The organism is Curtobacterium poinsettiae (assembly GCF_025677645.1).
Taxonomy (GTDB): Bacteria; Actinomycetota; Actinomycetes; order Actinomycetales; family Microbacteriaceae; genus Curtobacterium; species Curtobacterium poinsettiae_A.
The window spans coordinates 3309360-3322854 of record NZ_CP106879.1 but is presented as its reverse complement, the minus strand read 5'-3'; the positions used below and the strand labels follow the sequence as shown (position 1 = coordinate 3322854).

The 13495-nt window shown below is 71.9% G+C and carries 10 protein-coding genes; all 10 read left to right on the top strand.

Features of this window, described 5'->3' with window-relative positions:
* Positions 1–134: 134 nt before the first annotated feature.
* Positions 135–1133 carry a LacI family DNA-binding transcriptional regulator gene (locus OE229_RS15875; protein WP_182064757.1) on the top strand — a complete coding sequence of 333 codons (999 nt, stop codon included), beginning with the start codon at positions 135–137 and terminating at the stop codon, positions 1131–1133.
* A 509-nt stretch (positions 1134–1642) separates the two neighbouring features.
* A complete protein-coding gene (locus tag OE229_RS15870; protein WP_262138822.1) occupies positions 1643–3346 on the top strand; it encodes a xylulokinase in 1704 nt (567 codons plus the stop codon).
* Positions 3343–4053: an L-ribulose-5-phosphate 4-epimerase gene (locus OE229_RS15865; protein ID WP_182064755.1), complete on the top strand. Its 711-nt coding sequence runs from the start codon at positions 3343–3345 to the stop codon at positions 4051–4053. Before OE229_RS15870 ends, OE229_RS15865 begins: the two co-directional genes overlap by 4 nt.
* Positions 4050–5582: an L-arabinose isomerase gene (araA, locus tag OE229_RS15860; RefSeq protein WP_182064754.1), complete on the top strand. Its 1533-nt coding sequence runs from the start codon at positions 4050–4052 to the stop codon at positions 5580–5582. Before OE229_RS15865 ends, araA begins: the two co-directional genes overlap by 4 nt.
* A gap of 17 nt (positions 5583–5599) precedes the next feature.
* The gene (locus tag OE229_RS15855) at positions 5600–6874 is read left to right on the top strand and encodes a D-arabinono-1,4-lactone oxidase (RefSeq protein WP_262138820.1); all 1275 of its coding nucleotides are present in this window, start codon (positions 5600–5602) and stop codon (positions 6872–6874) included.
* A gap of 94 nt (positions 6875–6968) precedes the next feature.
* The gene (locus tag OE229_RS15850; RefSeq protein WP_262138817.1) at positions 6969–7895 is read left to right on the top strand and encodes a cation-transporting ATPase; all 927 of its coding nucleotides are present in this window, start codon (positions 6969–6971) and stop codon (positions 7893–7895) included.
* Positions 7896–8099: 204 nt separating this feature from the next.
* Positions 8100–9767, top strand: a complete 1668-nt coding sequence (locus OE229_RS15845; RefSeq protein WP_262138815.1) for an ABC transporter substrate-binding protein — start codon at positions 8100–8102, stop codon at positions 9765–9767.
* Positions 9764–11506, top strand: a complete 1743-nt coding sequence (locus OE229_RS15840; protein ID WP_263344723.1) for a dipeptide ABC transporter ATP-binding protein — start codon at positions 9764–9766, stop codon at positions 11504–11506. The genes OE229_RS15845 and OE229_RS15840 overlap by 4 nt, the downstream gene beginning before the upstream one ends.
* Entirely contained in the window at positions 11503–12438 is a 936-nt protein-coding gene (locus tag OE229_RS15835; protein ID WP_259579873.1) for an ABC transporter permease, read from the top strand. The genes OE229_RS15840 and OE229_RS15835 overlap by 4 nt, the downstream gene beginning before the upstream one ends.
* Positions 12435–13439: an ABC transporter permease gene (locus OE229_RS15830; RefSeq protein WP_111047198.1), complete on the top strand. Its 1005-nt coding sequence runs from the start codon at positions 12435–12437 to the stop codon at positions 13437–13439. The genes OE229_RS15835 and OE229_RS15830 overlap by 4 nt, the downstream gene beginning before the upstream one ends.
* The last annotated feature ends 56 nt before the right edge of the window (positions 13440–13495 follow it).

Genomic DNA, 13495 nt, shown 5'->3' with positions numbered 1-13495 from the left:
TCGGATGGGTTCGGCCATCCGGAAAACGGTTTCTGCGGGGGACGTTACGACACGGGGTGGACATCGCGCAAGGGCCTCGCCGCGGTTTTGTGTAAGGTCGTCGGCACACACTGATCATCGGAAAGGTGGTTGCCGTGACGCTCGAACGAACCGGACAACCGATCCGGATCACCGACGTGGCGGCGCTCGCCGGGGTGTCGATCGGCACCGCGTCGAAGGCGCTGAACGGCACCGGGCAGCTGCGGGACGCCACCCGGCTGCGCGTGAAGGACGCCGCCGAGAAGCTCGGGTTCGTCGGCGATGCCCGAGCCCGCGCGCTGTCGTCGGGCCGGACCTACACCGTCGGCATGATCACCACCGACTCGTTCGGCCGGTTCTCGATCCCGGTGCTGCTCGGCGCCGAGGACGCCCTGTCCGCGGGACGGATGGCCGTCCTGCTGTGCGACACCCGGGACGACCACGTGCGCGAGGCCCACTACCTGCGCTCCCTGGCGGCCCGCGGCGTCGACGGCATCATCGTCACCGGCCGATCCGCCGACGCCCGGCCCCCGATCGACGTGTCCATCCCCGTCGTCTACGCCTTCACGCCCTCGACCGACGACGCCGATGTGTCGATCACCCTCGACGACGCCGCCGGGTCGGCACTCGTCGCCTCGCACGTGCGCTCGCTCGGGCGGCAGCGGGTCGCGATCGTGACGGGGCCGGCCCGACACCGGTCCGCGGCGCGACGGGTGGCTGGTGCCTCGTCGGTCCTCGGGTCGCACCTGGTCACCGACCCGCTGTACGGCGAGTGGTCGGAGCGCTGGGGGCGGCAGGCCGTGGACGTGCTGGCTCGGGAGTCGCCCGACGTCGACGCGATCGTCTGCGGCAGCGACCAGATCGCCCGGGGCGTGTGCGACCGACTGCGGGAGCTCGGGCGTTCGGTGCCCGGAGACGTCGCGGTCACCGGGTTCGACGACTGGGACGTGATGGCGCTCGCCTCGAGGCCGCCGCTGACCACCGTGGACCTGCGGCTCGAGGAGCTCGGACGCGTCGCGGGGCAGGCGCTCCTCGCCCTGATCGACGGCGGGACGGCGTCGTCGGCGGCCGTGACCCCGTCGCTCGTCATCCGCGAGAGCACCGTCGGCGCGTAGGGCGGTCACGACACCCCCGTCCGCCGTGGTCGAGTGGTCACGAGTCGTCGTTCGGCGCGCCTCCAGCCGACAGTTCGTGACCCCGCGGTGAGGAGGCAGCGGGGTGTCGTGACCTTCCCGGGCGCTGCCGCTCGGGGTGTCGCGGGTTCGGCGGGCCGATGGTCAGGCCCCGCGCGGATGTGGGGTGGCGAGTGGTCGGGGCTCGCGCGGGTGCGTGGCTGCGGTGGTCGCACGTCGTCGTCGCCCTCGTGCGTCGCTCGGTCACGACCCGTCGTGCGTGGGACGTCGAGTGGTCAGGAACGGTCGGCTGTGTATGCGCCGGACGACGGTCCGTGACCGGTCGGGGCAGCTGAGCGGGGTGTTCCGACCGCTGGGGGAGCCGGGCGGGACGGGCGGGGCGGGCGGGACGGGCGGGCAGGACGGGCGGCGCGCCGCGGCGTTGCACGAGTGAGCGCTCACGTGCCAGGATGTGAGCGCTCACTGAGGACGACGAGGTTCTGGAGGAACGCATGGGCGACGACCGCCGACAGCGGATCGTGGACGGCCGCACCACGCTCGGGATCGAGCTCGGCTCCACCCGCATCAAGGCCTGCCTGGTGGACGAGGACCTCGTGCCCATCGCGGCGGGTTCCCACGAGTGGGAGAACGAGTACGTCGACGGGCGCTGGACCTACTCGCTCGAGGCCGTCGAGACCGGACTGCGCGCCGCGTACGCAGCCCTGGTGGCCGACGTCGAGGCGCAGTACGGCGTCGCCCCGAGCAGCTACCGCGCGGTCGGCGTGAGCGCGATGATGCACGGCTACCTGGCGTTCGACGCCGAGGGCGAGCTGCTCGTGCCGTTCCGCACCTGGCGCAACACCTCCACCGGCCCCGCGGCCGAACGGCTCAGCGAGGCCCTCGGGTTCAACATCCCGCTGCGCTGGTCGATCGCGCACCTGTACCAGGCGGTCCTCGACGACGAGCCGCACGTGCCGTCGATCGCCGGCGTCACGACCCTGGCCGGCTACGTGCACCGCCGCCTGACCGGCCGGAACGTGCTGGGCGTCGGCGACGCGAGCGGCATGTTCCCGATCGAGGGCGGCCCCGTCGACAGCGGCCCCGGCGACCCGGGCACCAAGGACTTCGACCACGCCATGCTCGCCACCGCCCAGGACCTGATCGGCCTGCCGGACCTGCGGTCCCTGCTGCCCGAGGTCCTCGTCGCCGGTGCCGAAGCCGGCGAGCTGACCCCCGAGGGCGCGGCCTGGCTCGACCCGACCGGCACGCTCGAACCCGGTGCACCGCTCTGCCCGCCCGAGGGCGACGCCGGCACCGGCATGGTCGCGACGAACGCCGTCGCCCCGCGCACCGGCAACGTGAGCGTCGGCACCAGCATCTTCGCGATGGTCGTGCTCGAGCAGTCGCTGACCACCGCGCACGAGGAACTCGACGTCGTCACCACCCCGGCCGGCGACGCCGTGGCGATGGTGCACTGCAACAACGGCGCGAGCGAGATCGCGAGCTGGGCCCGGGTGTTCGGACGCTTCGCCGAGGCCTCGAGCGAGCGGACCGGTGCGACCCCGATCGGCACCGACGACGTCTACGCAACGCTGCTCGCCGAGGCCGTCGCCGACGACACCGACCCGGACGCCGGCGGTCTGCTCTCCTTCAACTACCTGGCCGGCGAACCCGTCACCCACGTCGCGGACGGCCGGCCGCTGCTGCTCCGCGCCCCCGGTGCACGCTTCACGCTCGGCAACCTGGTGCGCTCCGAGGTGCACGGGGCCTTCGCGACCCTGGCCATCGGCATGGACGTCCTGCACGGCGAACAGGTGCAGGTCGACCGGATGACCGCGCACGGTGGGCTCTTCCGCACGCCGGGTGCCCCGCAGCGGCTCCTCGCGGCGGCCCTGCGGGTACCGATCGCGCTCGAGGAGACCGCGGGCGAGGGCGGCGCGTGGGGGATCGCGGTACTGGCGGCCTACCTCGAGCACACCGACCAGCAGCTCGCCGACTACCTGTCCGACACCGTGTTCGGCGGGGACGCCGTGCACGTGGCCGAACCCGAGCCGGCGGACGTCGCCGGGTTCCAGACGTACCTGGACCGCTACCGGTCCGCACTGCCCGTGCAGGACGTCGCCGCGGCGGCGACCCGCCCCGGCGCGGCCACAGGACCGACCGGAGAGACCGACGGCGCCGACCCGCGCCTCCAGACAGAGGAAGTGACCCGATGACGGACGCGATCGACGAGACCACGCGACAGGCCGTCGCCGCGACGCGGGAGCGCGTCGCCCGTCTGCACGGCGAACTCGTCCGCTACGGCCTGGTGATCTGGACCGGCGGCAACGTCTCCGAGCGCGTGCCCGGCACGGACCTGTTCGTCATCAAGCCGAGCGGAGTGTCGAGCGACGACCTGACGCCGGAGAACCAGGTCGTCTGCACCCTCGACGGTGTGCCGGCCGAGGGCTGGGGCAACGAGCACGGCCCGTCCAGCGACACCGCCGCGCACGCCTACGTGTACCGGAACATGCCCGAGGTCGGCGGCGTCGTGCACACCCACTCGACCTACGCGACGGCCTGGGCCGCCCGCGCCGAGGCGATCCCGTGCGTGATCACGGCGATGGCGGACGAGTTCGGCGGACCCATCCCGGTCGGCCCGTTCGCGATCATCGGCGACGACTCGATCGGCCACGGCATCGTCGACACCCTGAGCGGGCACCGCAGCCGTGCCGTGCTGATGCAGAACCACGGCGTCTTCACGATCGGCAAGGACGCGAAGGACGCCGTCAAGGCGGCCGTGATGTGCGAGGACGTCGCCCGCACGGTGCACATCGCGAAGCAGGGCGGCGAGCTCGTCCCGATCGCCCCGGAGAACATCGATCGACTCTTCGATCGCTACCAGAACGTCTACGGACAGAACCCCGAAGGAGCCATGCGATGACGCAGGACACCACCGTCGACCCCCAGGCCACGCTCGACAGCTACGAGGTCTGGTTCCTCACCGGCTCCCAGGGTCTGTACGGCGAGGAGACCCTGCGCCAGGTCGAGGAGCAGAGCAAGGCCGTCCACGCGGAACTCGCGGGGTACCTGCCGGTCAAGCTGGTCTGGAAGCCCGTGCTCAAGGACGCCGACGGCATCCGCCGGGCCCTCATCGAGGCGAGCGCCGACGACAAGGTCATCGGCGTCACCACCTGGATGCACACGTTCAGCCCGGCCAAGATGTGGATCGGCGGCCTGCAGGCGCTGACCAAGCCGCTGCTGCACCTGCACACGCAGGCGAACGTCACGCTGCCCTGGGCGGACATCGACTTCGACTTCATGAACCTCAACCAGGCCGCGCACGGCGACCGGGAGTTCGGCTACGCCCTCGCTCGCCTCGGCGTCCGGCACGCCACGGCCGTCGGCCACGTCTCGGACCCCCGCGTCCAGCAGCGCGTCGCGAACTGGACCCGTGCCGCCGCCGGCGCCGCGGCCGTCCGCGAGCTGAAGCTGACCCGCTTCGGCGACAACATGCGCTACGTCGCCGTCACCGAGGGCGACAAGACCGAGGCCGAGATCGAGCTCGGCGTGCAGGTCAACACGTGGGCCGTCAACGAGCTCGCGGCAGCGGTGGACGCCGCAGCAGCGGACACGGCAGCGGTCGACGCGCTCGTGGCGACGTACGAACGCGACTACGACGTGGACCCGTCACTCCGCAGCGCCGGCGAACGGCACGCCGCGCTCCGCGACGGTGCCGCCATCGAGATCGGCCTCCGCACCCTGCTCGCGCAGAACGGCAGCGCCGCGTTCACCACGAACTTCGAGGACCTCGGCTCGCTCAAGCAGCTGCCGGGCCTGGCGGTGCAGCGCCTGATGGCCGACGGCTACGGCTTCGGTGCCGAGGGTGACTGGAAGACGGCGGTCCTGGTCCGCGCGATGAACGTCGCCGGTGCCGGCCTGCCCGGTGGTGCCTCCCTGATGGAGGACTACACCTACGACCTCACCCCGGGCGCCGAGAAGATCCTCGGGGCGCACATGCTCGAGGTCTCGCCGACGCTCACCACCACGAAGCCGACGCTCGAGATCCACCCGCTCGGCATCGGTGGCAAGGACGACCCGGTGCGCCTGGTCTTCACCGCCGACTCCGGCGAGGCCGTCGTCGTCGCGCTGTCCGACACCCGCGACGGCTTCCGCCTCACCGCGAACGTCGTCGACGTCGTGCCCCCGACCGAGGCCCTGCCGAAGCTGCCCGTGGGCCGCGCGGTCTGGGAGCCCCGGCCGTCGTTCCCCGTCGCCGCCGAAGCCTGGCTCACCGCCGGCGCCGCCCACCACACCGTGATGACGACGGCGGTCGGCCTGCAGGTCGTCGAGGACTTCGCGACCATGGTCGGCACCGAGTTCCTGGTCATCGACGAGCACACCACCGCCCGCGGGTTCCGCGACGAACTGCGTCTCCAGCAGACGTGGCACCGTCTCGACCGCGGCTTCTAGAGGAGTCAGGACCCACGATGGACGACGTGATCGCGGCCGAGCGCACCCGCACCAACTGGGCGGGCAACGTCACCTACCGTGCCGCGGCGCTGGCCCGGCCGACGTCGGTGGACGAGCTCCAGCAGCTCGTCGCCTCGACGCCGCGCCTGACGGCGCTCGGCTCGCGACACTCGTTCAACACCATCGCCGACACCGACGCCGTCCAGGTGTCGCTGTCGGACCTGCCGCCCGTGCTCGACATCGACACGTCGCGTCGCGTCGTGCGCGTCGCCGCCGGCATGACGCACAGCCAGGTCGCGGCCGGTCTGGAGGCCCGTGGCTGGGCGCTCGGGAACCTCGCGTCCCTGCCGCACATCTCCACGGCCGGGGCCGTCGCCACGGGCACGCACGGCTCCGGCGTGCGGAACCCGTCGCTCGCACAGGCGGTGGTCGGCCTCGACGTCGTCCGCGCCTCCGGGGAGCTCGCGCACGTCGACGCCTCGTCGCCCGACGGGCTGCTCGACGCCCACCGGGTGGGGATCGGCGCGCTCGGCGTCGTCACCGCGGTGGAGCTCGCGATCGAGCCGACGTTCCAGGTCGCCACGACGGTGCACCTCGACCTGCCGTGGGACGCGGTTGCCACGCAGTTCGACCAGGTGATGTCCGATGCGTACTCGGTGTCGATGTTCACCTCCTTCGACGACCGCGGTGCCCGGCAGGTCTGGGTCAAGCACCGCGTCGACGAGGCTGCACCGACCGTCGACCTCGTCGCCCTCGGTGCCCGGGTCGCCTCGGGACCGGTGCACCCGGGCGAGAACGACCCGGCCGGCGTCACCGAGCAGGGCGGCGTGCCGGGGCCCTGGTCCGAGCGGCTGCCGCACTTCCGGTCCTCGTTCACCCCGTCGACCGGGGCCGAGATCCAGGCGGAGTACCTGATCCCCGCAGCCTCGGCGGTGGAGGCGCTCGAGGCGCTCCGGCCGCTGGCGTCGCTGTTCGCCCCGATCCTCATCGCCGCCGAGGTCCGCACCATCGCGGCCGACACCGCCTGGCTCGCGCCCTCGGCCGGCCGGCAGTCGGTCGGCCTGCACTTCACGTTCCGCCGGGACGCCGCCGCGGTGGCCACCGCCGTCGAGCGGATCGAGGAGGTGCTCGCGCCGTTCGACCCGAGGCCGCACTGGGGCAAGGTGTCCGCCGCGAGTGCCGAGCGGTTGCACGAGGCGTACCCGCGGCTGTCCGACTTCGCCGCACTCGCCCGTGACCTCGACCCCACGGGGCGGTTCCGCAACGCGTTCCTCGCGCGCGTCCTGTCCTGAGCCGCACCGGTTCCCAGGGGATCGGGATGCGTTGTCCGGGTGTCGCACCGGAGCAGCGCCGGGCGTTCACATGTGAGGACGCAAAGGTCGGGGCATGGCGAACCTCAACCGCATCATCGGCATGGCCTCCAAGGTCATCGACAAGCAGCTCCAGAAGCGTGGGCAGGGGGAAACCGCGCCCGGCGCCGGGGCACAGCAGGGCGGAACCGACTGGCGCGGCATCGTGCGCAGCGCTGCGGACAAGCTGACCGGCGACGACCGGAACCAGCAGCCGCCGCAGCAGTACGGCCAGCCACAGCAGTACGGCCAGCCGCAGCAGTACGGCCAGCCACAGCAGTACGGCCAGCAGCCGCAGCAGCACGCTCGCACGCCGCAGCACGGGGCCGACGCCGACAAGGTCGCCCTGGCGAAGTACGACTACCTGCTCCGCGCCTCGTCGCCGGAGCAGCTCGAGCAGGTCCACCACGACGCCTTCGCGCGGCTCACCCCCGCGCAGCGCCAGCAGGTCCGCGACCGCCTGAACTCCGAGCTCCCGCCCCATGAGCACCTGCGCGACGACTCGGCGGGCGGCATGGCCCGTGCGATGACCCGCGGGGAGGTGTCGCGACCGGGTCTGGTCCGACGGGTCCTCGGCGGTTCCGGCCGCAACGGCAACGGCAACGGCAACGGTCGCGGCCGCGCCGGGGCCTTCGCCGGTGGTGCGGCGGTCGGCGCCGGCGCGATGGCGTTCGGTGGCCTCGCCGCCGCGGTGGCCGGGGGAGCGGTGCTGAGTGCCGCCGCAGGGCCGGTGCTGGCAGGGGCCGCCGACCTCGGCGTCGACTTCGAGGGGATCGCCTCGGGCATGGGCGACCTCGGGCTCGGTGAGCTGGGCGGTGGCGTCGAGGGAGTGCTCGGCGAGGGCGAGCAGCTCCTCGGCGGGTTCGGCGAGCAGGCCGCGGGCCTGGGGGAGCAGGCGTCCGGTCTCGGCGAGCAGGCGTCGAACCTCGGCAACGACTTCCTCGGCGGGCTCTTCGACCGCTGACGCACTGCTGTGCGAACGCATCGGGAATAGCGGGTCGACGTCAGGCGCTTGCAATGTTTCGTCGTGCGTCGTCCGACGCACGCGAGATTCGGACGGGCCACCGTCGCGGTGTCAGGATGGACGCCGCCCGGCAGGTGGACCGTTCCGCCGTCGCAGCGACCGCCACCGCGATCGCGACCCCCTTCCCCGAGGAGCAGCACCGTCATGAGACGCCCCGACCGCCTGACGATCACCGCGGCCGTCGCCGCAGCAGCAGCCCTGGTCCTGACCGGCTGCTCGGGTGGGGGTTCGTCCGACGACGGCGCCGAGGGCACGGCCAAGGGCGGCACGCTCAACATCCTGACGCCGCAGACCTCGTTCCACCTCGACCCCGCGACCAGCCAGAGCCTCGGCATCACGTCGCTGGGCCTCGTGGCCCGACGGCTCACCACGTGGGACGTCGAGCCGGGCAAGACGGCGAAGGTCGTCCCCGACCTGGCGACCAACACCGGGGTCTCGAGCGACGACGGCAAGACCTGGACCTACACGCTGAAGGACGGCGTCGAGTTCCAGGACGGCACGCCGATCACCACGAAGGACATCAAGTGGGGCATCGAGCGGTCGTTCGCGCCGACCCTGAGCGGTGGCCTGAGCTACCACAAGTCGCTCCTGGTGGGCGGTGCCGACTACAAGGGTCCGTTCGACGGCAAGTCGCTCGACAGCATCGAGACGCCGAACGACAAGACCATCGTCTTCAAGCTGAACGACGCGTACGGCGACTGGCCGTGGCTCGCGTCGATGCCGGCATTCACCCCGGTGCCCGAGGGTGACGGCAAGGACACCGGCGCCTACGACCTGAAGCCGGTCGCGTCCGGTCCGTACCAGGTGCAGTCGAACACGCAGGGTTCGCAGGTCACGCTCGTCCGCAACGAGAACTGGAGCGCGAAGACCGACGAGGTCCGCACCGCGGGCCCGTCGAAGATCGTCTTCAAGGAGAGCCAGGACCAGTCCACGGTGACGCAGACGCTGATCGCGGACAACGGCGACGCCAAGAACTCGTTCGGCGCCATCTACCTGGGTGCCGCCGAGCTCAACCAGGTCCGCAGCAACCCGGCAGCCCAAGACCGCCTCGCCACGTCGAAGGCCGGCCCGATCAGCTACATGGCGATCAACACGCAGCGCGGTGCGCTCAAGGACCTCAAGGTCCGCCAGGCGCTGCAGTACGCGGTCGACCGCAAGTCCTTCCGGATCGCTGCCGGCGGGGCGATCGCCGGCTCGTACGCCTCGACGCTCATCACCCCGGGCATCGCCGGGCGCCAGGACTACGACCTGTACGAGACCAAGGCCACCGGCGACGTCGACAAGGCGAAGCAGCTGCTCGAGGAGGCCGGCGTCAGCAACCTGAAGCTGACCCTGGTCACCCAGAACGACCCGACCTACCTCGCCCAGGCCCAGGCGCTGCAGTCCGGCCTGAAGCGTGCGGGCATCGCCGTGACGCTCAAGCCGCTCGACTACGACTCCTTCACGCAGGCGACCACCAACGGCACCGACTTCGACCTGTCGCTGTCGAGCTGGCAGCCGGACTTCCCGAGCGCGAACGCCAACCTGCAGCCCCTGTACGACTCGTCGCAGATCGGTGGAGGCGGCTACAACGTCTCGAAGTACAGCAACCCCGAGGTGGACGCCCTGATCGCGAAGGCCAGCTCCACGGTCGACCAGGACGACGCGCAGAAGCTCTGGGCCCAGGCGGACCAGAAGATCATGGCCGACGCCCCGGTCGTGCCGCTCATCTACGCGAAGCAGTCCTTCCTCGCCGGTTCGAACGTGCAGAACTTCCAGATCGCTGACTTCCCCGCGTACCCGAACTACCTCAAGGTCTCGCTCCAGCAGTGACCGAACCGATCCTGCATGTCGAGGGGCTCCGCGTCGCGTTCGGCGACGCGGAGCCCGTCGTCCGTGACGTCTCCTTCGACCTGACGCCCGGCCGGGTCCTCGCCCTGGTGGGCGAGTCCGGCTCGGGCAAGTCCGTCAGCGCCATGAGCGTGCTCGGGCTGCTGCCGCCACAGGCCTCGGTGTCGGGCAGCGCCCGGTTCCGCGGCGAGGAACTCATCGGCGCCCCCGTCGAGACGATCCGCGCCGTCCGGGGTGCGGGCATCGGCGTGGTGTTCCAGGAACCGATGAACTCGTTCACGCCGGTCCTGTCGATCGGCGCGCAGATCGCCGAGGCCGTCCGGGCGCACCCGACCGGGCTCGACCGCGCCGGGGTCCGGGCGCGCGTCGACGAACTGCTCCGTGCCGCCGGACTCACCGAGCCGGAGCGCATCCGCAAGGCCTACCCGCACGAACTGTCCGGCGGCCAGCTCCAGCGCGCGATGATCGCGATGGCCCTGGCCGGCGACCCGGTCGCACTCTTCGCCGACGAGCCCACGACCGCGCTCGACGTCACCGTGCAGGCCGGCATCCTGGACCTGCTCCGGCGCCTCGGCCGCGAGCGGTCCCTCGCCGTGCTGCTCATCACCCACGACATGGGCGTGGTCGCGGACGTCGCGGATGACCTGCTGGTGCTGCGCCGCGGCGACCCGGTCGAGCACGGCACCGTCGCCGAGGTCTTCGCCCACCCGACCGCCGACTACACGCGGGAGCTCCTCGCGGCCGTCCCCAGCCTGGAGGCGCGCCCCGCGTCCGACGAGCCGCTCGCGTCGACCGAGACTCGGCCTGCCGGACCGGACTCGGCTCCGGCAAGCCGCGATCTGTCCGCAGACGCGAGCACCGTCTCGGCCCCGGCCGACGTCGACGACGCGAGTCGCGCCTCCAGGCCGCTCGTCGCGCGCCTGCGCGACGTTGCCGTTCGGTACTCGCGCCGGGGCGGACCGACCGTGTCCGGCATCGACCTCGCCCTGCACGCCGGCGAGACCGTCGGCCTGGTGGGCGAATCCGGTTCCGGCAAGTCCACGATCGGGCGCGCGCTCGCGGGCCTGGTGCCCGTCGTCGCCGGGTCGGTCGAGGTGGACGGTAGCGACCTGCGGACGGCTCGCGGACGACGACTGCGCGAGCTGCGCAGTCGTGTCGGCATCGTGTTCCAGGACCCGACGTCGTCGCTCAACCCGCGGCAGACCATCGGCTGGAGCATCGCGGAACCGCTGCTCGTGCACGGCACCGACTCCGCTGCGGACCGCGCCGAGCGGGTCCGCGAGCTGCTGACCGCCGTGCAGCTCGACCCGACGTGGGCCGAGCGGTTCCCGCACCAGCTGTCCGGCGGCCAGCGGCAGCGCGTCGCCGTCGCGCGTGCGCTCGCGCTGCGGCCGGCACTCGTCATCGCCGACGAACCGACCTCGGCCCTCGACGTCACGGTGCAGGCCGCCGTGCTCGACCTGCTGGCCGGGCTGCAGCGGGAGTTCGGCTTCGGCATGCTGCTCATCAGCCACGACCTCGCCGTCGTCCGCCAGCTCGCCGACCAGGTGATCGTGCTGCGCGACGGCCGGGTCGTCGAGCGGGGGACCACCGACGCCGTGCTCGACGACCCGCACCATGACTACACGCGCATGCTCCTCGCCGCAGCGCCCGTCGCCGACCCCGTGCGACAGGCCGCTCGCCGCGAGGCGTGGCGCGCGTGGGAAGGAGTGGCCTCGTGACGGCCAACGTCGTCGACCGCCCGGTCGCACCGTCCGGCCGGACCACCGGCTTCCGCGCCGTGGTGCGACGCGTCCGGCAGGACCGTTGGGCGGTGGCCTCGGCCGTCGTCATCGCGGTGTTCCTGGTGGTCGCGGTGGCGGCCCCGCTCATCGCGAAGGCGTCCGGGCAGGACCCGTACGCGTACGACATCGACGCGCTGAACGACTTCGGTGCGCCGCGTGGTGCCGGCGGGGGCATCAGCGGTGAGCACTGGTTCGGTGTCGAGCCGCTGACCGGTCGCGACCTGTTCTCGATCGTCACGTACGGTGCACGGACCTCGCTGGGCATCGGACTGGCGGCCACCCTGGTGTCGATCGTCATCGGCGTGCTCGTCGGCGTCACGACCGGGTTCTTCGGCGGCTGGTACGACCGCGTGCTCTCGCGGGTCGTCGACGTGATCTTCGGGTTCCCGTCGCTCGTGTTCATGATCGCCCTCACCGCGATCGTGCCGTCGTCGTTCCCGAAGCCCGTGCTCGTCGTGCTCGTCGTCGGGTTCTTCGGCTGGCCGGCCGTGGCCCGTGTCGTGCGCGGGCAGACGCTGTCGCTCGTCAGCCGCAACTACGTTGTGGCGTCCACGGCGATGGGTGCCGGTCGCTGGCACGTCATCCGCACGCAGCTGCTGCCGAACCTCGCCGCGACGATCACCGTCTACGCCACCATCTCGATCCCGTCGATGATCGGTGCCGAGGCCGCGCTCTCGTTCCTCGCCGTCGGCGTCAACCCGCCGACGCCGTCGTGGGGTCGCAGCATCGGCGACGCCATCGGCTGGGTGCAGACCGATCCCATGTACCTCGTGTTCCCCGGAGCCGCACTGTTCCTCATCACCCTCGCCTTCAACGTGCTCGGTGACGCCCTGCGCGACGCCCTCGACCCGCGAGGGGGTACCGCGTGAACGCCGCCACCCTGCGCTTCCTGGCGATCCGCGTGCTCGGGGCCGCCGTCGTGCTGCTCGTCGTCGCGGCCATCACGTACGCGCTGTTCATGCTCCTGCCGACCAACCCGGCACGGGCGATCTGCGACAAGCCCTGCACACCGGACCGGCTCCGTGAGGTCCAGGCGTTCCTCGGCACCGACAAGCCCTGGCTCGCACAGTTCGGCGCCTACCTGGCCGGCATCTTCACGGGCCGGACCTTCGGCAGCGGCAACAGCGTGATCGAGTGCGCGGCACCGTGCTTCGGGTACTCGTTCCAGCTGCACGAGAGCGTCACCGAGCTGATCCTCGCGCGCCTGCCCGTCACCGCGTCGATCGCCGTGGGGGCCGCCGTGCTGTGGCTCGTCGCCGGGGTGTTCGGCGGCACCGTCTCGGCGTTGCGTCGCGGCACCTTCGTCGACCGCGCCGTGATGACGGTCGCGGTCGCCGGTGTCTCGTCACCGGCGTACCTGGTCGGGCTGCTCGGCATCCTGCTGTTCGGGTTCGTGCTCGGGATCCTGCCGACGAGCGGGTACGTGGCCTTCAGCGACGACCCCGTCGGCTGGTTCACCCACCTGATCCTGCCGTGGTGCGTGCTCGCCTTCATCAGCGCCGCGATCTACGCCCGGTTGACCCGTGGCGAGATGCTCGAGTCGATGTCGCAGGACTTCGTCCGGACCGCCCGGGCAAAGGGGCTACGGGAGCGCCAGGTCGTCGTGCGGCACGGGCTCCGGACTGCGATCCTGCCCGTGGTGACGCTGTTCGGGCTCGACCTCGGGTCGCTGCTCGGTGGTGCCGTCATCACCGAGAAGGTGTTCTCGATGCAGGGCCTCGGCGCGCTGCTCATCGACGCGGTGCACACGCTCGACCTGCAGGTGGTCGTCGGCTTCACGCTGTTCTCGGCGCTGCTGATCGTCACGGCGAACGTGATCGTCGACGTGGTCTACGCGTTCGTCGACCCGCGGGTGCGGCGCCGGGCGTAGGGCCGCGGCGCCGCCGCTCGTGTGGTGCGAGGTTCCGTACTCCGTGCGAGCCTGCA

What these genes read in the sequence shown, in the direction of transcription:
- OE229_RS15850 (WP_262138817.1), top strand. Translation starts at nt 6,969, where the DNA reads ATGGCGAACCTCAACCGCATCATCGGCATGGCCTCCAAGGTCATCGAC.
- OE229_RS15845 (WP_262138815.1), top strand. Translation starts at nt 8,100, where the DNA reads ATGAGACGCCCCGACCGCCTGACGATCACCGCGGCCGTCGCCGCAGCA.
- araA (WP_182064754.1), top strand. Translation starts at nt 4,050, where the DNA reads ATGACGCAGGACACCACCGTCGACCCCCAGGCCACGCTCGACAGCTAC.
- OE229_RS15870 (WP_262138822.1), top strand. Translation starts at nt 1,643, where the DNA reads ATGGGCGACGACCGCCGACAGCGGATCGTGGACGGCCGCACCACGCTC.
- OE229_RS15855 (WP_262138820.1), top strand. Translation starts at nt 5,600, where the DNA reads ATGGACGACGTGATCGCGGCCGAGCGCACCCGCACCAACTGGGCGGGC.
- OE229_RS15865 (WP_182064755.1), top strand. Translation starts at nt 3,343, where the DNA reads ATGACGGACGCGATCGACGAGACCACGCGACAGGCCGTCGCCGCGACG.